The organism is Streptococcus infantis, from assembly GCF_047463635.1.
Classification (GTDB): domain Bacteria; phylum Bacillota; class Bacilli; order Lactobacillales; family Streptococcaceae; genus Streptococcus; species Streptococcus infantis_W.
Genome location: NZ_JASHDL010000004.1, coordinates 36,501 through 55,858 on the forward strand (window position 1 = coordinate 36,501; position 19,358 = coordinate 55,858).

The window sequence follows — 19,358 nt, forward strand, 5'->3', positions numbered from 1 at the left end:
TTTCTATTTAATGTTAATTATTGAACGTTAGCTTTGCTAATCAAGTCAAACAAATCTTTTTTAGTGTCGTTTGGTACTTTACGTACATCAAATTCAACGCCAAGGTCGCGCATTTTTTCAAATGTAGCAACGTCGTCTTTGTCCATTGACAATACGTTATTGACCATTGTTTTACCAGTTGAGTGAGCCATTGAACCAACGTTAAGAGTCTTGATTGGCACACCGCCTTCGATAGCACGAAGGGCATCTTGAGGTGTTTCAAACAAGATAAGGGCGTGTGTTTCACCAAAACGAGGATCTTTTGCAACCTCAATCAATTTTTTGATTGGTACAACGTTAGCTTTTACTCCGTTAGGAGCAGCTTGTTTGATCAACTCTTTACGAAGATCGTCGTTTGCAACGTTATCTGAAGCAACGATGATACGGTTAGCTTTTGAATCTGGTGTCCAAGCAGTTGCGACTTGTCCATGAAGAAGACGTGTGTCAAGACGAGCAAGATTGATTTTCAATTTACCGTCTCCGATAACTGTTCCTTCTGGAATAGCAGCTTGGGCTACAGGAGCAGCTGCAGCAGTTGTAACTTCCTCAGCTGGGTTTAGCTCTTCTGGAAGAGCCTTGATGCCATCTTTGGCTTCTTTAATGATGTTCGCAGCGACTTTATCCACTCCAGCATTAGCATCCATAAGGCGCTCTGTGTAGGCTTGAATCAACATCGGCAAGTTAAGTCCTGTGATGATGGCAAATTTACGCTCAGGATTTTCTCCCATTACGCGGCTAGCTTGGTTAAATGGAGATCCACTCCAAAGGTCAGCCAAGACTAGAACCTCATCTTCTGCGTCAAATGCAGCCACAGCATTGTTGAATTTGGCGTATAAATCATCTGGACCTTCGTTTGGCATAAAGGTTACAACTTGAACCTTTTCTTGTTCACCAAAGATCATTGATCCTGACTGATGAATACCCGCGGCAAATTCACCGTGGCTCGCAATAATGATTCCGATACTCATTATTGTCATTCCTCCTTATAAAATGTTTGACTTGTAGTTTAAGAAAACTTTAAGACTCCTTAAGTATAAATCGATTTCAGAAAAAAAGCAACTAATTATAATAAAGAGTGAAAAAAATCTCAAATTTCCATTTTTACAAATATTGATATATCAAATTTTTATAAAATCATCTATAAAATGGTAAAAAAATTTAATATAAAAAAGCAGAGGGACTAGGAAGTTTACGTCAGTAGTGCTCTTGGGCGTCTAAAAAATGCCCCAAGTCCAATTAGTTGTCGTGTCAAAATTTTATTACAAAAAAACGAGGTGGGATTTTCTGTCCCGACCTCGTTTTGGCATTTATTATTTATCTTAGTGAGTAAAGTCTAGAACCATACGACCTTGGATGGTTCCAGCAGCCATTTCATCAAAGACAGCAATGGCATCTTCGACAGGGCGTTTTTGAACGACTGGAACAACGAGACCTTCTGCACCAAATTGGAAGGCTTCTTCCAAATCTTTACGTGTTCCAACAAGGGAACCGATGACCTGAATACCGTCAAGAACTGTTTTGACGATACTTAGATCCATCATTTCAGATGGGAGTCCAACAGCTACTACACGACCACCTGCACGAACAGAGTCAACTGCTTGGTTGAAGGCAACTTTTGATACAGCTGTTACGACAGCTGAGTGAGCACCACCGTTTGTTTTTTCTTTGATAAGGCCTGGAACGTCTTCGACTTCAAGACCGTTAATCACGATATCAGCACCAACTTCTTTAGCTAGGGCAAGTTTATCATTGTTGATGTCAACTGCGATAACGTGAGCGTTGAATACTTTTTTAGCGTATTGGACAGCCAAGTTACCAAGACCTCCAGCACCATAGAGGACAACCCATTGGCCTGGTTCAACTTTTGCTTCTTTGATAGCCTTGTATGTAGTAACACCGGCACAAGTGATAGAAGAAGCTTGGGCTGGATCGAGCCCTTCTGGTACCTTAACAGCATAATCTGCAGTTACGATACATTGTTCCGCCATACCGCCGTCAACTGAGTAGCCTGCATTTTTTACGGAACGGCAAAGAGTTTCGCGTCCGGTTGTACAGTATTCACACATACCACAGCCTTCAAAGAACCAAGCTACGCTGACACGGTCGCCAACTTTGAGGCTTTTTACATCAGGAGCAACTTCTTTGACGATACCGATACCTTCGTGACCAAGAACGCGTCCTGGAATTTTACCAAAGTCACCATGGGCAACGTGGAGGTCAGTGTGGCAGACACCACAGTACTCAACTTCTACAAGAGCTTCCCCATTTTCGAGTGGACGGAGAACTTTTTCTTCAATAGCAACACCAGTGCCTTCTGGATTTACAACAACAGCTTTCATAGCTATCCTCCTTGATTAGTCGTTGAGGTGCAGAGGAAAAGGGGCTTGGCTTGAGAGGTTTTCAAGTGAAGTCGAATTTGAACCGCCCTCTTATTTACTTATATGTGAAGTGTATCACAATATTTACTATAGTACAATGGTTTTGAGGTAAAAAACCATGTAATCGCTTAACCGGTTGATAAGACTGTGAAAATTGAACAAGTAAGATTGATGCATTGGCGAGTAAATACCTATAAACGCTAGAAAAGTTGACTTTATATCGCCTCTTGAAGGTTTTCAGCAATTTTTCTGAGTTCTTTCTCGAGGGGATTTTGGTATAATATAGAAAGCAATTGATCTTTCTAGTAAGAGAATTTAGAGTGAGAGGTATCTATGTCCCCTTCTATTCAGATATTGAAAAGCCGTTATTTAAAAAATATCAAAGAAAATCCAGACCTCTATATTGGGATTGAGTTGGAGTTTCCTATCGTTCAAGTAAATGGGCAAGCTACCGATATTGAAGTCAGCAAAGAATTGATGCACTTTTTGGTTGGTGTTCTCGGTCTGGAAGTTGAAAAGGAAGACCAGGATGGCAATCCAATTCAACTTGTAGAACCAAAGAGTCAGGATCGGATTCTGTTTGAGGTTTCCTACACGACCTTGGAGTTTGCCTTTGGCAGAGCCCAGAAAATCCAAGAGGTCCAAGGACGATTTCAAGCTTATATGAAGGTTATTCAGGAAAAACTAGGCGAAAAGGATCATGCTATCCAGGGCTGGGGGATTCATCCAAGCTGGGATCAGAATGACAATCGCCCTGTGGCTTATCCACGCTACCAGATGCTGATGGCTTATCTGCAGATGGGAAGTCGCCAAGAGAGTGCTGATTTGTATGACTTTCCCCAATATGGAGCCTTTATCTGTGGGAGTCAAGTTCAGTTGGACGTATCGACTGCTAACTACCTACGTGTCATCAATGCTTTCACTCAGCTTGAGGCAGCCAAAGCTTTCTTATTTGCCAATTCTGAGTTTTCAGGAGCAGACTGGGATACTCAGATTTCACGAGATATCTTTTGGGAAGACTCCATGCATGGGATTTATCCAGAGAATGTTGGTGTCAATGCCAGACTCTTCAAAGATGAGGATGATTTCTTTGATTATCTCGACCGCTCTGCGATTTTTACAGCAGAACGAGATGGGGAAACCTACTATTTTTCTCCGATTCGGGCTAGAGATTACCTAGCTACTGAGGAAGTTTCGGCCTATACTCTAAATGGAAAAGAAACTCTGCTTGTTCCTCAAGAGAAGGATTTTCAAACGCACCGTAGTTACCAATATCAAGACTTAACAACTCGAGGGACGGTCGAATTTCGTAGTGTTTGTACGCAACCACTAGACCGCACTTTTGCGTCGGCTGCCTTTCATCTAGGTTTGCTGGTGAATCTAGACAAGCTTGAAACATACCTAGAAACAGCACCTTTCTTTGAGAGATTTGGTCGTGACTACAAATCTTTGAGACGCCAGTTTTCTAAGAAACAGCTTTCAGATGAGGAAACAGCTGGAATTGTTCAATTCTCAAAAGACTTACTAGCTATAGCAGAGCAAGGTCTTGAAATGAGAGGTCAGCAAGAAATGACCTATTTAGAGCCTTTGAAAGAAAAAATGACTCTATAATTTTCTTATAAAGGAAGAATTTTCTGAAAAATCATGTTATAATGGATGAGACTATAGATAAAGGATAGAGATTTATGACATTAGTTTATCAATCAACGCGAGACGCAAAAAATACCGTAACAGCCAGCCAAGCGATTTTGCAAGGTTTGGCAACAGATGGAGGTTTGTTTACTCCGGTTAGTTATCCAAAGGTAGATTTGGATTTTGACACATTAAAGGACGCTTCTTACCAAGAAGTAGCCAAGCTTGTTTTGTCAGCCTTCTTGGATGACTTTACAGCAGAGGAGTTGGACTACTGTATTACCAACGCCTACGATAGCAAGTTTGATACTCCAGCCATTGCTCCTCTTGTCAAACTTGATGGTCAATACAACTTGGAACTCTTCCATGGTTCAACCATTGCTTTTAAAGACATGGCCTTGTCTATCTTGCCATACTTTATGACAACGGCAGCTAAGAAACATGGCTTGGAAAACAAGATTGTCATTTTGACAGCGACATCTGGGGACACTGGGAAAGCTGCTATGGCAGGATTTGCGGATGTTCCTGGAACTGAAATTATCGTCTTTTATCCAAAAGATGGTGTCAGCAAGGTACAAGAGTTGCAAATGACCACTCAAACTGGTGACAACACTCATGTTATCGCTATTGATGGAAACTTTGACGATGCTCAGACTAATGTGAAGCATATGTTCAATGATGTGGCCCTTCGTGAAAAATTAGCAGCTAACAAGTTGCAATTTTCATCAGCCAACTCTATGAACATTGGCCGTTTGGTACCACAGATTGTCTATTATGTGTATGCTTACGCTCAGCTTGTTAAAACTGGCGAGATTAAGGCTGGTGACAAGGTCAACTTCACCGTTCCGACAGGAAACTTTGGGAACATCTTGGCTGCCTTTTACGCTAAACAAATCGGTCTGCCAGTTGGGAAACTAATCTGTGCTTCAAATGACAACAATGTCTTGACAGACTTCTTTAAAACTCGTGTCTATGACAAGAAGCGCGAGTTTAAGGTGACCACTAGTCCGTCTATGGATATCTTGGTATCTTCAAACTTGGAGCGCTTGATTTTCCATCTTTTGGGTAATGATGCGGTTAAGACAGCTGAACTCATGGATGCCTTGAACACTCAAGGTCAGTATGAATTGAAAGATTTTGATGTAGAGATTCTTGATCTTTTTGCGGCAGAGTATGCGACAGAAGCGGAAACCGCAGCAGAAATCAAGCGTGTTTACGAGTCAGATTCTTATATCGAGGATCCTCATACAGCAGTTGCTTCAGCCGTATTTAAAAAATACCAAGCAGCAACAGGCGATGTGACTAAGACGGTGATTGCTTCAACAGCTAGTCCTTACAAATTCCCAGTCGTTGCAGTAGAAGCTGTAACTGGACAATCAGGTCTTAGCGACTTTGAAGCCTTGGCTCAATTACATGAAATCTCAGGAGTAGCAGTGCCACCAGCAGTGGATGGCCTTGAAACAGCTCCAGTTCGTCACAAGACAACTGTTGCAGCATCAGAGATGCAGACTGCAGTAGAATCTTATCTAGGACTTTAAAACAGAGGAAGTAAACTCGGTTGGGAAACTAACTGAGTTTCTTTTCATCAGGAGGAAGGATTGTTTAAGAAATATAAAGACATTCTCAACATAGCTCTGCCAGCCATGGGTGAAAATTTTTTACAGATGCTTATGGGAATGGTGGATAGTTATCTGGTAGCACATCTAGGCTTAATCGCCATTTCGGGTGTGTCTGTAGCGGGTAACATTATCACCATTTACCAAGCGATTTTTATTGCTCTAGGAGCTGCGATTTCCAGTGTTATTTCCAAAAGTTTGGGGCAGAAGGACCAGTCTAGACTAGCCTACCACGTGACAGAAGCGCTCAAGATAACCTTGCTTTTGAGCTTGATTTTAGGGTTCTTGTCCATCTTTGCCGGTCAAGAGATGATTGGTCTTTTGGGGACAGAAGCGGCTGTGGCTGAGAGTGGAGGACTATACCTAGCTTTGGTCGGTGGAACAATCGTCCTCTTGGGCTTGATGACTAGTCTAGGAGCCTTGATTCGCGCCACCCATAATCCGCGTCTTCCCCTTTATGTGAGTCTTTTATCCAATGCCTTGAATATTCTCTTTTCAAGTCTAGCTATTTTTGTTCTTGATATGGGCATAGCTGGTGTAGCTTGGGGAACTATTTTGTCTCGTTTGGTCGGAGTTATCATTTTGTGCTCACAATTAAAACTTCCATATACGAAACCAAGGTTTGGACTGGATAAAGACTTGCTGACTTTGGCTTTACCTGCAGCGGGAGAGCGTCTCATGATGCGAGCTGGTGATGTGGTCATTATTGCCTTGGTTGTTTCCTTTGGGACGGAGGCAGTCGCAGGAAATGCAATCGGTGAAGTCTTGACTCAGTTTAATTATATGCCAGCCTTTGGTGTCGCTACAGCAACAGTCATGCAGGTGGCTCGAGCAGTTGGAGAAGATGATTGGGCAAGGGTAGACAACTTAAGTAAGCAAACTTTTTGGCTATCGCTCTTTCTCATGTTGCCCTTAACACTTAGTATCTATGCTCTTGGAACGCCCCTAAGTCACCTCTACACTAGTGATCCTGCGGCCATTAAAGCCAGTGTTTTGGTGACGCTGTTCTCACTACTAGGAACTCCTATGACGACGGGAACAGTCATTTATACAGCTGTCTGGCAGGGGTTGGGAAATGCACGCCTCCCCTTTTATGCGACAAGTATCGGAATGTGGTGTATCCGTATCGGAACAGGGTATCTGATGGGAATTGTTCTTGGTTGGGGCTTGCCTGGTATTTGGGCAGGAACGCTTTTGGATAATGGTTTTCGCTGGTTCTTCCTGCGCTATCGTTATAAGCAATATATCTCTTTGAAAGGATGACATATGAAAAAAATTGGATTTATCTGGGATTTAGATGGGACCTTGTTAGACTCTTATGAGGCTATCTTAGCAGGAATCGAAGAGACTTTTGCCCAGTTTGACATTCCTTATGATAAGGCTGAGGTTCGTGCCTTTATTCTAAAAACTTCCGTTCAAGATCTGTTGGAAAAGGTGGGAGAAGAAAGAAGCTTGGATGCTGATATGCTCAATCAGGTTCGTGCTCAGAGTTTGGCTGAGAAGAATGCTCAAGTTGTTCTGATGCCGGGGGCGCGTGAAATCTTAGCTTGGGCAGACCAGCAAGGAATTGAGCAGTTTGTTTATACCCATAAAGGGGACAATGCTTTTACAATTTTGGAGAATTTGGGTTTGGCCCACTATTTCACAGAAATTTTAACCAATCAAAGTGGCTTTTCTCGGAAGCCTAGTCCAGAAGCTGCGATTTATCTTCTAGATAAGTATGAACTAGATCCTCAGCAGACTTATTATATCGGCGATCGGACTTTGGATATCGAATTTGCTCAAAACAGTGGCATCCAGAGTATCAATTTTCTTGCCTCTCCTGCAACTTGTAATCAACAGATAGAGCATTTAGAAGACATTAGCTCGCTTTCCTTCTAGAATTTTCTGCAAGAAGAATGTGTCAGCCTGATGACAAGAAACTAACAAACTATTTCAAGTAATGTGATTTGTTACAACGAATGTACAGTTCTGTTAAATAGCCCCAAAAGGGCTTTTTTTCTATTTTCTTTGTGTTATGATAGACAGGTACTACATTTGAAAAGGAGTTTGATAGTATGAAGAAAAGAATTATTTTAGCATCAACAGTAGCCTTATCCCTTGCCCCTGTATTGGCAACCCAAGCAGAAGAATTAGTGTGGACAGCGCGTAGTGTTGAGCAAATTCAAAACGATGTTACTAAGAATGAGAATAAAACAAGCTATACGATTCAGTATGGTGATACCTTAAGTACCATTGCCGAAGCTTTGGGAGTGGATGTGACCGTTCTTGCTAACCTGAACAAGATCAGCAATATTGATTTGATCTTCCCTGAGACAGTCCTTACAACAACTGTCAATGAAAAAGAAGAAGTGACAGAGGTTGAAATTCAAACCCCTGATGCAGTTCAAGGAGGCGAAGGCACAACTGCAACAGCAGATTTGACAACCAACCAAGTCACTGTAGATGACCAAACTGTACAGGTTGAAGATTTAACTCAACCAGTCGCAGAAACAACTGTAGCTGAGCCAGTCGCAGAAGCAGCTGTTACAGAAGTTGTAGCACCGGTAGAAGAGTCAGTAGTAGAAACCACTACTGAAGTTGCAACACCAGCAGAAGAATCTGCAGCAGAAACAACAACAGGAGCTGTTGCAGAAGTTTCAGCACCAGTAGAAGAGCCGGTAGCAGAAACACTTGTAGTGAAAGAAACGACTACAACAGAAGCACTAGTTACAGAAACTGTAGCAGAGACTCAATCAACACCATCAACTTATCAAGCTGAAGCAAGCCAAGGTTCATCAGCGACTTATGCAGCACCAGCAGCACCTGATTATGCAAGTATTGCAGCTTCAAAATCAGAAAATGCAGGTCTTCAGCCACAAACGGCTGCCTTTAAAGAGGAAGTAGCTAACTTGTTCGGAATCACATCATTTAGTGGTTACCGTCCAGGAGATAGTGGAGACCACGGAAAAGGACTTGCCATTGACTTTATGGTTCCAGTAAGCTCTGCTCTTGGAGACCAAATTGCAGATTATGCTATCCAAAATATGGCTAGCCGTGGCATAAGCTACATCATCTGGAAACAACGTTTCTATGCACCATTTGATAGTAAATACGGACCAGCCTACACTTGGAATCCAATGCCAGACCGTGGTAGTGTTACAGAAAACCACTATGATCACGTTCACGTATCGATGAACTAAGAATATTAAGAAGTTGGGAACTTGAGTTTCCGCTTCTTTTTTTATTTTCAAACTCTTAGATAGCGTAAATAAACTCCAGGCATAAAATAGAAAAACATAGCCTTGAGGGATTGTGACTAGGAGACTAATTTAACGGAGTAAGCAAAAGACTTGCAAAGTCAATTTATTTGTAATATACTTGATAAGTCAATGATTGATAAATCAAATATCAAAGAAAGGAGAAAATACTAAAAATGCATGATTTACTTTACCAGCTTCATTTAACAGATCAGACCATCACTCAACTTTTTGAGAAACAATTGGGAATTAGTTTGACCCGCTATCAAATCCTGCAATCTTTACTGCAACAGTCACCCTGTAACCAGATTGCCGTTCAGGAGAAGTTACAAATTGACCAGGCAGCCTTGACCCGTCATTTTAAGATACTGGAGTCAGAGGGCTATGTCAGTCGCAATCGGAATCCAATCAATCAGCGAGAAGTCTTAGTTGAATTAACCCAAGAAGCCAAGAATCAACTCTTGGTCAATCCGCCTAAACATCACTTGCGAGTGAAGGAACAGATGGAGAACATCTTATCCTCTACTGAGCAGCAAGACCTGATAGCTTTGTTGACAAAACTAGTATCAGGATTAGAAAAAATAGAATTTTAAGGAGAAAACGATGTCAATCATTACTACTATTTTAGCAACCCTTGTTGCCCTCGAACATTTTTATATCTTTTATTTGGAGAGTATCGCAACCCAATCGGACACAACCAGTCGTGTCTTTAACATGGATAAGGAAGAATTAGGAAGGCCATCAGTAACCTCTCTTTTCAAGAATCAGGGAATTTACAATGCCTTGATAGGTCTATTTCTTCTTTATGGAATCTATTTCTCGCAGAGCCTTGAAATCGTGACAATCTTTGTTTTATTTGTCATAGGAGCAGCGGCTTATGGTGCCTTAACAGCAGATAAAAAAATCATTCTAAAGCAAGGTGGGCCAGCTATTTTAGCCCTCTTGAGCATCCTTTTCTTGAAATAAAAACAACCAGCACTTTCTATTGAAGGTGCTGGTTTTAATCATTCACATTAAACTTTTCTCCGCTTGATTTCGAGTAATCTTTGATAAAAGAAGAATTGACTACTATAGATATAAGGGAAAGTAGGGATGCTCGCAATTCCGAAGCTGATCCAGATAAGGAGATACCAAGGAAGTAGCTGTAAATCAAGAACGAAGCGTTGGAACTTATAGCCTTTCATAAGGAAGCGACTGGTTTTGAGTACGCGGCTTGGCTTGGCAATTCCAATTGCAAGGGTATCACATAGGAGCAGCTCTACTTGGGAATAAGCGTAGTATTGTGGCAGATAGGCAATGGTTCCCAAAATCATCAGAAAGACGCTACCAAAGAAGTAGAGTGCAAAAGTGAGCAGAAAATGTTCGATATCTGAATTGGTGACGTCTACGGCTGGAAATTCGGGATGAAGTTCTACAAATTTACGAGCCATGGCACTGCTATAGAAGAGCAAGTAGACTCCAAAAATATTAGGGATGCTCCACAAAAAGAGATAGAAACGCTTGAGCAAGAGAGTCAGAAAGGTCTGGGTGAAGAAGCGGTTGTCAAGTAAGGACAGGCTATCTTTAAAGGAAAGCTCTATCTCGGAAATTCTATAAAGATTAATGGTTGTAAACAGAGCACCAGCTAGGATAATAGAACTTGTAAATCCGACTGCTAGAGGAAAGAGTGAAGACTGGATCAAGCTCATCAAAAAAGTAAAGAAGGATTGCTCAAGAATCCCCTCATCAAGTAGGGATAATGGACTTATAAAGCTGGATAGAATCAGGAAAATGCTTGGTAATAGAAAGACAAGCAATAGACGTGGATGTTCAGCTTGAAACTGTTTAGCTTGTTGACGAACTTCTTTTAAATTAATTTTTGGGTATTTCATTCTTTCATTATACCATAAATAGTACATAGCTTGCTAATCCTTTGAAAACAGTGGACTTCTAGCGTGTTAACCAAAAGTGAATACGATATTGAATACGACTTTACTTTTAGCTGGAGCGGATGAAATCCATGAGCTGATCAACTACTTCAACACGTTGATTATCATTGATGTGGGTATACATATCAAGAGTGATTTGAACATTATTGTGACCGAGTCTATCTGAAATAATTTTTGCTGCAACACCAGCTTCAAAAAGGAGAGAAGCATGTGTGTGCCTAAATCCGTGAGGCGAAATTTTTTTAAGTTTATTGTGTTTACGAAAGAATCTGCTAAGCTTCACTTTCATAGTTGCAGCTAAAAGCCATCCACCGCTATTATTCGTAAAGATATAATTCGAATCATGTTGGTATGCTTTACCAACTTGGAAATATTCTTTTATTTGCTGTCGTTTCCAGAGTTTCAAAACATTCAGAGTTTCATCATCTAAGGTGATAACCCTCTTACTCCTTTTAGTTTTAGGATCCTGGACAGTTTGTTTTTTGCCAATCACGACAGCCGTGCGAGAAATGCTTAACCGTTTATTTTCAAAGTCAACATCTGACCACATGAGGCCGATTGCTTCTCCAGTTCTCAAGCCAGAAAAAGCGAGTAAGTGAAAAAAGGTATAGTCTACAGGCTTAAAATTTGCTTTGGAAACTTTAAGAAAATCCGTTAGTTCCTGTTTTGTATAGTAGTTTTCTTTGCCCTTTAAGGGTTTATTTTTAGGCTTGATAATCTTGTCTAAGGGATTTGACTTAATGATATCAATAGAAGTGGCATACTTGAAAATACGGCTGATGACAGAGTAGTAATTAGCATATAGGATATAGCGATTACTTAACTTGATAGCAACCTTTTGACAATAAGCTACACTGATTTGCTGAATCTTCATATCTGTAAAATATGAGTCAATCATAACATTAAGTTTTTTCTTAACGTTCTGATATGTTGTTGGTTTTACAGTGCTCTTGTAGCTTTCAAGCCATAGCTCAGCAACTTCAGCGAATGTAGGGTTCTGGAAATCCTCATTGTTTGAAAAACCATTTTCTTCAACATCTAAGAGAAGATCACGTTCGGCTGCCTTGGCCTCTTTGATGGTCTTAAAACCACGGCGTGTTGTGCGTTTTTCTTTTCCAGTTGCTGGGTCAATGCCCAGGTAAGTTTGAAAGAGGTATCTAGTCTCTCCTTTTTTTGTAATGTATTTTTTTATCATAAAATGTCCTTTCTTTTCGATTGCTTGCCCGCATAGTTGAAAAGGTGTAGAACTTATGATAAACTATAGTTGTATTTTTTTATCATCCTTTCGATTGCTTGTCACATGGAAGGTTGAAACCTCACACTCAAAGATGGCGTTCGGAGAGTGTGGGGATTTTTTTATTTGAACTATTTCCATTTTGGAAATAGCTGGTTTTAATTTATACTCTTGTTTTTAGTGTTGCGATTTGTTCCTCGATTGTTTTAAATGGCTTCAAAAAAACTCCCCCATTCTATTTAGAATGAAGGAGTTTTCCCGTATCGGTCCCCGTAGAGATCCCGACGCTTTTTCTCTAATAAATTCATTCTAAATGTTTTTTTAAAAAAAGTCAACTGTTTTTTATTTTTTAAATAAAATCTTTAATATTTTAAAAAATAATATTCTTACTTCTCTCTATACAAATCCACGACTTCACCGATAATTCGGAAGTCGGTCTCTGGTGTGATTGGCATATCTTTGTAGGCTGGGTTTAGGCTATGTAGGTAGGCTTGGTCTTCATCAATGACAAGCTGCTTGATATAAGCATCGCCGTTGTAGTTGAATACTCCGATAACACCGTTATTTAAGTCCACGCTGGTCTGAATGAATACCAGGTCGCCGTCGTGATAGTCAGGCTCCATGGAGTCCCCTTTGATTGGAATGACGAAGTCGGCATCGATATCTACTGGCAACTCAATCCGTTCCACTCGCACATCGTTCAAATACTGTCCTGTACCTGCAGAAGCTGGGTGGTCGTAGTAGTCGTAACTGTAGAGCTGAATAATTTCCTCCGATACTTCGTTTATCTTCGTTTCTTCTTCGTTTTTCTGCTCGTTCAGTTGCCTCTTTGCATAATTCAGGACTTTTACTTGTCTTGGAGGGTTTAGTTCATCGTAGATGGTTTGGATGGAGGAAGTGGGAGAAGAAGAGTCTTTTTGAATCGGAGGGAAAAGGTCATCAATCGAAATGTTAAAAGCATTCGCCAAGTCAAACATTGTATCCTTTTTAGGAGATCTAAAACCTTTCTCGTAATTCCCGATAGCATTTTTACTTATCCCTATCTTAGTCCCTAATTCTTGTTGAGTCCAACCATTTTGAAGCCTATATTGCTTTATATTTTCGCCTATTACAATGCCAATTTCTTCTTTATTCATGATTGAGTTCCCTTTATCTTTTTGAGAAGGAAAAAAATCATCTATCGAGACACCGAAGATATCGCATAACTCAAACAACATATCTTGATTTGCTTTTCTTTCTCCTTTTTCGTATCGACTGATTGTTTGTTTTGTAGTATTCAATCTTTTTGCAAGTTCATCTTGAGTAAAACCGGCTGATTTTCGAAAGGTTTTAATTTGGTTTCCAATGTATTTTTTCAAATCCATGTTCCGTACCTCAATTTCAGTAATTCTATAAGTAGATTATATAAAAAAGTCACCGAAAACGCAACTTTTTTTACTTTTTAATTAAAATATTGTTGACAAGTCACCAAAATGGTGATATAATTAAATCAAGCTTAAGGAAATAACAAAAAACAAACCGGAGGGAAACACAATGAATAAAGGACTTACAACACAAGAACAAATCGCACTAGCAAAAGAAATCTTACAAGTTAAGAATCGCAGAGAACGCTCATTGAAACTTGGAGAAATCCTAGATCGTGAAAAGCTATCATCAGATGATATGTACGAATTGTATAACACACTATTGACAGCAATCAGAGTTTACGGTGACGTCATCGGATTTGATGACAAGGACTTTCAAGAAATGGCTCTTACAATCTTGGTTCTTGAAAAGGTTGAAGAAGTGAAAGAAACTAGGGTAGCGTAGAGGGGCGCGATTCCCCTCCTAGTTGTTGATCCAAGAGCAAAATAAACCGGAGGGAAACACAATGAACACATTAAACGAGAAAGCAATCAACATCTTCAAAGCAGTGGTTGCAGAAACCTTGCTTCAAAACACATACGAGGAACGCTTCCTCTATGGTCAGCTTGAATCATTCTGGAACAACTGCCGTCAATTCGCTTTTGGATGGACAGAGTTGACAGAAGAGATCGGACGTCAAGAGCGTTACCTTCTTGATGCTGGCTTCACTCAAGACGAAATCGATGACATTCGATTTGATGCATCATTCGCAGGAATGCAGGACAAAATGAATGTAGCCTGATCGGTAGCACCAGGGTTCGACTCCCTGGCAGGCTGTTGCTCATGGAGCGAAAAAAAGAGAAAGGAGAGAGGGATAATGAATGCAAATGTTAAAGTATTTTATTCACTAATTTGCAAAGACCTGAACGAAGTTATCGATGCAAAAAATAAAATCATCGCCAATACACTTGACGATGAAACTGTTGAGATAAAAATTGAATGTTTACGTGATGTTTGAACTGTAAAATCATTCGGAGATGAGGCTATCGTAGATCGCGTAATAGAGCCATGGTCGATTGTCTGATAGCTGTTGCAGGAGAGTCGCTATTGTTGCTCTCGTTTACTGTGTAGAGCATTGCAGATGCCAAGGTAGCATCAAGTATAAACTCATCTGTATATTTGTGCTTCTTGTTATCTGAGTAGGTAATTGTCAGTGTGATTCGTCCTTTATAATCTGGTTGTATCGATGATGTAAATTTTTGTCCTGGTGCAATCATATTTCCGATGAGTGAGCCGAAGCGGTGTACAGAATTCAATGAATCCAATTCTCCATCTATCTGAATATTATCTATATATGCTGGAGTTTGGCCAAAGTTTTTAAAAACATAGGTACGTTGTTGATTTTTAACTGCATAGGCATCTACATAAACATTAATATAAGGCTTTGCCATATCCTCTGTAGCTTTCTTCGTTTGCCAGAGTGAAATGGTATTAAAAACAAAACCGACAACTGCAATGATTACTGTGATATAGAGTGTCCAAATTTGGACATTATCATTGGTGATTTGTGGCATTAGATCACCTCCCTTCTAGCTTTATTATAGCAGAATTGCGAGGAACAAATAGAAAAATAAGGAGGTAGGAACGTGCAAATTTATTTGTATCAACTAAGAAAAGAAAAAGGCATTACACAGAAAGAATTAGCTCAAAAGCTTGGAATTTCTGAGACGGCATATCGTCAGAAAGAGAAGGGACAGAGCGCTTTTACTCAGGATGAAATGTTTTTCTTGCGTAGCTTTTTTGATAAACCTTTGCAAGATATTTTTTTACCAAGAAAGTCACCAAAACGGTAACTGTATAACTAAAAAAAAAGCACCTGACGGAAATCAGGCGCATACTTAAATAACTAAAACCATTATATCACAAAAATGCTTGCCCGCATAGTTGAGAGGATGTAGAAAATGGAAGGGATAACGTTACAATTACGATTGGACGGTGAAAGTGCTGAATTGTTCACGAATCAATTATTGGCCTTTGCTGAAAAGCAGGTCAAGGAGCAGTTAGAGAATGATCGCATGCCAATCAATCAACAGGCTTTGATGAAGAAGTTCGGCTTTACTCATGCCTATATTAAGAAGTTAGAACGTAAAGGATTAAGATTTCGTAAGCAAGGGAAAGATATTATGTACGATGTCAATGATGTTTATGAGATTTTGGAATTAGAAAAAGAAGTACGAAAATTAAGAGCATAAGGAGAACAAAATGACAGAACCAACTTTATCAAGCCAATTGCTTGGCTTAGTGACTATCTTTATTGTGGTCTTCATCCTGATGCTACTTACATCCAAAGATGAAGAAAAGACTGAAGAAAAAACAGTGATCATCATTGAAGAAACTGAGGATTTTAGAGAAGTTGCCCGAAGAAACTTGAAAAACTGTGATAGAGGATTCACTTATGATTCCCAACCACCTGTAGGACTGGCTTCATCGCTTGAGGATGTACCACAAGTTTTTAGAGCATGCATCGAAGATTATGACAGACTGGCTCAGGACTACCTGGAAGAAGCAGGTAATAATGATTTTCTAAGAAAGCAAAATGCAGGCCTCTTAGAAGAAAATGGGCGTTTGCTTTATCAGGAAATGACTTTGGATTTCCGTCAGAATCCAAGAAAATGGAGGGCAAAGACATGAGTGTTAGTCGTGAAATGAGTGAGATGGAAATCCGTGTGTTAAACATGATCATGAATTGCGCGACTTTCGACCTGCCCATTCAAGCGAGTGAAATTCGTATCGAAACTGGACTTTCAAAACGTAAGTTAGAAGAAGTCATCGAGAGCTTACGTGTCAATTTTGGTCATCCTATCGTAGCTAAGAAGATGAAACCGAACGGATATTACTTGCCACGAAGTGAGGAGGAGCGACAAGCTGGGCTTGCGCCTTATCGTCGTCAAATCCTAACTGAGCAAAAGAATCTTGCTGCAGTGATGAATGTGGATTTAGAAAAATATTGGGGGAATAGCGCATGAGTGAAGATTTTAGAATACCACCTCATGATCTAGCGGCTGAACAATCTGTCCTGGGAGCGGTATTTATTGCACCTGACACAATCATTTCGCTGGCAGACGAATTGACTCCAGATGATTTCTATAAGCCTGCCAACAAGATTGTATTTAAAACCATGTTGTCTCTGCTTGAAAAAGGTGAGCCAATCGATGCTACTACCATGATTTCTGCGCTTACTAATCAGGGTGACATCTCAAATATTGGGGGCATGACATATGTTGTAGAGTTGGTAAATTCAACACCAACTTCAAAAAATGTGGAGCATTATGCCAAACTGGTTAAAGAAAAGGCTACGCTTCGGAAAGTAATTGCTGAACTGTCGGAATCACTTTCTAATGCATATCAGGGAGATATTTCTATCAATGAAATCATCGAAAAAACTGAAAAATCAATTCTTGATATCAGTAATCAAAATGTTGGAAATGGATTTCGTAATGTGGCCGATATTCTTGATACACATATGCAGATAGTCGAGACTCGCTCGCAGACAGATGGATTCGTGATTGGTCTATCTACTGGCTTTGTCGGATTAGATAAGATTACAACAGGCCTTCATGAAGGGAATCTTATCATCCTTGCTGCTCGTCCTGCTATGGGTAAGACGGCGCTAGCATTGAACATTGCAAAGCATGTGGCTACGATGGAAAGAAAACCTGCTGTCATTTTCTCGCTTGAAATGGGAGCAGAGGAATTGATTGAGCGCATGGTGGCATCTGAGGGGATGATTCCAGGTTATCATTTGAAGACTGGTAATCTTAGTACAGATGAGTGGAAAAGACTTGTACATGCGCAAAGCAATCTCTATGATGCGCCTATTTTCGTGGATGATACTGCCGGTATTCGGATTTCAGAAATACGGTCAAAGGCTCGAAAGCTTTCTCAAGAAATGGGCGGTCTAGGCATTATCATCATTGACTACTTGCAGTTGATTACTGGTTCAAAGAGGGAGAATCGTCAGCAGATTGTTTCTGAAATTTCAAGGGAATTGAAGATACTAGCAAAGGATTTGAGGGTTCCTGTCATAGCCTTATCGCAGTTGAGTCGGTTGGTTGAGCAGAGACAGGACAAGCGCCCAATGCTATCAGATTTGCGAGAATCTGGTTCGATTGAGCAAGATGCAGACATTGTAGCTTTCTTGTATCGTGATGCCTATTATCAGAAAGAGCAAGCTGACAGTCAGGAAGCAAATAACGTAACAGAACTGATCCTGGAAAAGAATCGGCATGGTAGTCTAGGGACAGTGAAGTTGTATTTTCACAAAGAATACACAAAATTTTCAAGTGTGGAGGGGTAGAAATGATTAAAAAAAGTGAAGTCACTGGTTTCTTATCGTTTTTCAAATTTCCAAAGCCATTCATCTATGATGAGAAATATAAGACATTGAGCAATAACGCTAAAATGCTCTATATGCTTCTGTTTGATAGGTTAGAACTATCTTTAAAAAATGGATGGCATGATAAAGAGGGGAATGTTTTCCAGTATTACACAAACGAACAGTTGATGATTGACTTAAATTGCAATAGCAACAATACGATTATCAAAATCAAAAAGGAGTTGAAAGATGCTGGTCTAATGACGGAAGTCAGACAAGGGATGAATTTACCAAACCGTATTTATCTTGATGCTCTTAACGGAAGTGTAGAAAGTGCATTTCAGGAAGTGCAAAAAGTGCACCTTGGAAGTGCAAAAAATGCATTTCAGGAAGTGCAGAAAGTGCACACAATCAAGACTGAGAATACTAAGACTGAGAATAACAATAATAAATTATTGATTTGTAAAGAAGTCATTTCTTATCTCAATTTGAAAGCTAAGAAAAATTTTAAAGTTGACACTGCTAGTCATCAAAAATTTATCAAGGCAAGGCTAAAAGAGGGTTATGTCCTTGAAGATTTTAAAAAGGTTGTGGACATCATGGTCGTTAAGTGGAAAGGTACAGAGTATGAGCAGTATCTTCAACCACAAACGCTTTTCGGAAACAAGATGGACAACTATCTGAATCAACCTATGCCAAAACGTTCTACAATCTTGACCAGTACGGTTGACGAAAGGCTAGGATTTTAAATGAAACAGTTTAAACAATTTAGAACTAGAACAGTTCTTGATGATGTCTGTGAAATCCATGGATGCCATCTTTGGTCTGTTAAGATTCCTATCAAGGGCAAGGTTGAGGAAATCAGTCAATGTCCTGAATGCGAGAAAGAGAACATTCGTCTCTTTGAAAAGCAGTTGAATATGGAATCCGAGGTAAAGAGTAAGCTATCGGATACTTACGAGGTCTTTGCTCGCGATAGTATCGTTTCAAGCAAACTGGCCAGCAAGTCACTACATGACTATGAGATTCAGGTTGATATTGATGAAAAGGCTATGAATTTTGTGAAGCGATTGGAACGTGAGTATGCCAAAGGTACGGTTGGAAATGCCATCATCACAGGACCTTCTGGTGTTGGTAAGAGTCATCTGACCTATGGATTAGCTCGGTTTCTCAATGAGCAATTTAAGTCTTATGATGAACCTAAAAGCGTGCTCTTTGTGTCAGTCGTGACTTTATTTGATAAGATTCGTGAAAGCTTTGAGTTTGACAATGGGTATTCAGAAGCTAAGATGGTCAAGCTATTGTCTGAGGTTGATTTCCTTTTCTTGGATGACCTTGGGAAAGAGAGTCGAAAAGCTGATACAAAGCGAAACGAATGGGCACATCAGATATTGTTCAAGATCCTGGATAATCGGACGAATACGATTATCAACACGAATCTTTCTAGTGAAGAGATTAAAGAGCTTTACTCGGATGATTTTGGGAATGGTGCTTTATCAAGTCGTATCTTCGAGGGAGCAACTGGCAGATGCTTTGTGTATCCGTCTGGGATGAAGGATAGGAGGTATTGATT

23 protein-coding genes and 1 pseudogene are annotated in these 19,358 nt (G+C 40.1%); 17 read left to right on the top strand and 7 right to left on the bottom strand.

All coding sequences use genetic code 11. From position 1 onward, the window contains the following. Positions 1–17: 17 nt before the first annotated feature. Positions 18–1,007 (bottom strand): PTS sugar transporter subunit IIB, encoded by a 990-nt coding sequence (locus QM867_RS03660; RefSeq protein WP_070458794.1) that lies wholly within the window; start codon positions 1,005–1,007, stop codon positions 18–20. A 351-nt stretch (positions 1,008–1,358) separates the two neighbouring features. Next, positions 1,359–2,378 (bottom strand): alcohol dehydrogenase AdhP, encoded by a 1,020-nt coding sequence (adhP, locus tag QM867_RS03665; protein WP_414315196.1) that lies wholly within the window; start codon positions 2,376–2,378, stop codon positions 1,359–1,361. 372 nt (positions 2,379–2,750) lie between these two features. Between adhP and QM867_RS03670 the strand changes: the two genes are divergently transcribed. From QM867_RS03670 to QM867_RS03700, 7 genes are all read left to right on the top strand, one after another. Then, complete coding sequence (locus QM867_RS03670; RefSeq protein ID WP_414285414.1) at positions 2,751–4,028, top strand: gamma-glutamylcysteine synthetase; 1,278 nt, start codon at positions 2,751–2,753, stop codon at positions 4,026–4,028. Positions 4,029–4,102: 74 nt separating this feature from the next. Beyond that, complete coding sequence (gene thrC, locus QM867_RS03675; RefSeq protein ID WP_414315197.1) at positions 4,103–5,587, top strand: threonine synthase; 1,485 nt, start codon at positions 4,103–4,105, stop codon at positions 5,585–5,587. A gap of 60 nt (positions 5,588–5,647) precedes the next feature. Then, complete coding sequence (locus QM867_RS03680) at positions 5,648–6,928, top strand: MATE family efflux transporter (RefSeq protein ID WP_414273727.1); 1,281 nt, start codon at positions 5,648–5,650, stop codon at positions 6,926–6,928. Positions 6,929–6,931: 3 nt separating this feature from the next. Continuing rightward, positions 6,932–7,546, top strand: coding sequence for an HAD-IA family hydrolase (locus tag QM867_RS03685; RefSeq protein WP_371608302.1), 615 nt, complete (start codon positions 6,932–6,934; stop codon positions 7,544–7,546). 176 nt (positions 7,547–7,722) lie between these two features. After that, entirely contained in the window at positions 7,723–8,847 is a 1,125-nt protein-coding gene (locus tag QM867_RS03690; RefSeq protein ID WP_371608301.1) for a LysM peptidoglycan-binding domain-containing protein, read from the top strand. Positions 8,848–9,071: 224 nt separating this feature from the next. After that, a complete protein-coding gene (locus QM867_RS03695; RefSeq protein WP_371608321.1) occupies positions 9,072–9,497 on the top strand; it encodes a MarR family winged helix-turn-helix transcriptional regulator in 426 nt (141 codons plus the stop codon). Between the two features lie 10 nt (positions 9,498–9,507). Beyond that, positions 9,508–9,870, top strand: a complete 363-nt coding sequence (locus QM867_RS03700; RefSeq protein WP_371608300.1) for a DUF1304 domain-containing protein — start codon at positions 9,508–9,510, stop codon at positions 9,868–9,870. 47 nt (positions 9,871–9,917) lie between these two features. Here the strand turns inward: QM867_RS03700 and QM867_RS03705 are convergent, their stop codons facing one another. The 4 genes and pseudogenes from QM867_RS03705 to QM867_RS03720 all read right to left on the bottom strand — a co-directional run. Then, a complete protein-coding gene (locus QM867_RS03705) occupies positions 9,918–10,775 on the bottom strand; it encodes a DUF975 family protein (protein ID WP_371608299.1) in 858 nt (285 codons plus the stop codon). Between the two features lie 106 nt (positions 10,776–10,881). Further along, positions 10,882–12,027, bottom strand: coding sequence for a tyrosine-type recombinase/integrase (locus QM867_RS03710; protein WP_414285408.1), 1,146 nt, complete (start codon positions 12,025–12,027; stop codon positions 10,882–10,884). A gap of 425 nt (positions 12,028–12,452) precedes the next feature. After that, the gene (locus QM867_RS03715) at positions 12,453–13,202 is read right to left on the bottom strand and encodes a S24 family peptidase (RefSeq protein WP_414315226.1); all 750 of its coding nucleotides are present in this window, start codon (positions 13,200–13,202) and stop codon (positions 12,453–12,455) included. 42 nt (positions 13,203–13,244) lie between these two features. Further along, a pseudogene (locus QM867_RS03720) lies at positions 13,245–13,430 on the bottom strand (helix-turn-helix domain-containing protein); the annotation flags it as partial. A 169-nt stretch (positions 13,431–13,599) separates the two neighbouring features. On the opposite strand from QM867_RS03720, the gene QM867_RS03725 reads away from it, so the two are divergent. The 3 genes from QM867_RS03725 to QM867_RS03735 all read left to right on the top strand — a co-directional run bounded on the left by QM867_RS03725 (position 13,600) and on the right by QM867_RS03735 (position 14,428). Next, positions 13,600–13,875 (top strand): hypothetical protein, encoded by a 276-nt coding sequence (locus QM867_RS03725; RefSeq protein ID WP_414315198.1) that lies wholly within the window; start codon positions 13,600–13,602, stop codon positions 13,873–13,875. 61 nt (positions 13,876–13,936) lie between these two features. Continuing rightward, positions 13,937–14,212 (top strand): hypothetical protein, encoded by a 276-nt coding sequence (locus tag QM867_RS03730; RefSeq protein ID WP_414315199.1) that lies wholly within the window; start codon positions 13,937–13,939, stop codon positions 14,210–14,212. A gap of 75 nt (positions 14,213–14,287) precedes the next feature. After that, positions 14,288–14,428, top strand: a complete 141-nt coding sequence (locus QM867_RS03735; protein ID WP_180364491.1) for a hypothetical protein — start codon at positions 14,288–14,290, stop codon at positions 14,426–14,428. 25 nt (positions 14,429–14,453) lie between these two features. Here QM867_RS03735 and QM867_RS03740 read toward each other — a convergent pair whose 3' ends face one another. After that, complete coding sequence (locus QM867_RS03740; protein WP_414315200.1) at positions 14,454–14,984, bottom strand: hypothetical protein; 531 nt, start codon at positions 14,982–14,984, stop codon at positions 14,454–14,456. Between the two features lie 72 nt (positions 14,985–15,056). On the opposite strand from QM867_RS03740, the gene QM867_RS03745 reads away from it, so the two are divergent. From QM867_RS03745 to QM867_RS03775, 7 genes are all read left to right on the top strand, one after another. Continuing rightward, positions 15,057–15,263, top strand: a complete 207-nt coding sequence (locus QM867_RS03745) for a helix-turn-helix transcriptional regulator (protein ID WP_045763047.1) — start codon at positions 15,057–15,059, stop codon at positions 15,261–15,263. 108 nt (positions 15,264–15,371) lie between these two features. Continuing rightward, positions 15,372–15,662 (top strand): hypothetical protein, encoded by a 291-nt coding sequence (locus QM867_RS03750; protein WP_023937079.1) that lies wholly within the window; start codon positions 15,372–15,374, stop codon positions 15,660–15,662. A 10-nt stretch (positions 15,663–15,672) separates the two neighbouring features. Further along, positions 15,673–16,101, top strand: coding sequence for a hypothetical protein (locus QM867_RS03755; protein ID WP_414315201.1), 429 nt, complete (start codon positions 15,673–15,675; stop codon positions 16,099–16,101). Further along, positions 16,098–16,436: a hypothetical protein gene (locus QM867_RS03760; protein ID WP_075228945.1), complete on the top strand. Its 339-nt coding sequence runs from the start codon at positions 16,098–16,100 to the stop codon at positions 16,434–16,436. The genes QM867_RS03755 and QM867_RS03760 overlap by 4 nt, the downstream gene beginning before the upstream one ends. Beyond that, on the top strand, positions 16,433–17,767 hold the full coding sequence (dnaB, locus tag QM867_RS03765) for a replicative DNA helicase (RefSeq protein ID WP_414315202.1): 1,335 nt from the start codon (positions 16,433–16,435) through the stop codon (positions 17,765–17,767). The genes QM867_RS03760 and dnaB overlap by 4 nt, the downstream gene beginning before the upstream one ends. Before the next feature lie 2 nt (positions 17,768–17,769). After that, the gene (locus QM867_RS03770; RefSeq protein WP_075228943.1) at positions 17,770–18,534 is read left to right on the top strand and encodes a conserved phage C-terminal domain-containing protein; all 765 of its coding nucleotides are present in this window, start codon (positions 17,770–17,772) and stop codon (positions 18,532–18,534) included. Beyond that, on the top strand, positions 18,535–19,356 hold the full coding sequence (locus QM867_RS03775) for an ATP-binding protein (RefSeq protein WP_075228942.1): 822 nt from the start codon (positions 18,535–18,537) through the stop codon (positions 19,354–19,356). The last annotated feature ends 2 nt before the right edge of the window (positions 19,357–19,358 follow it).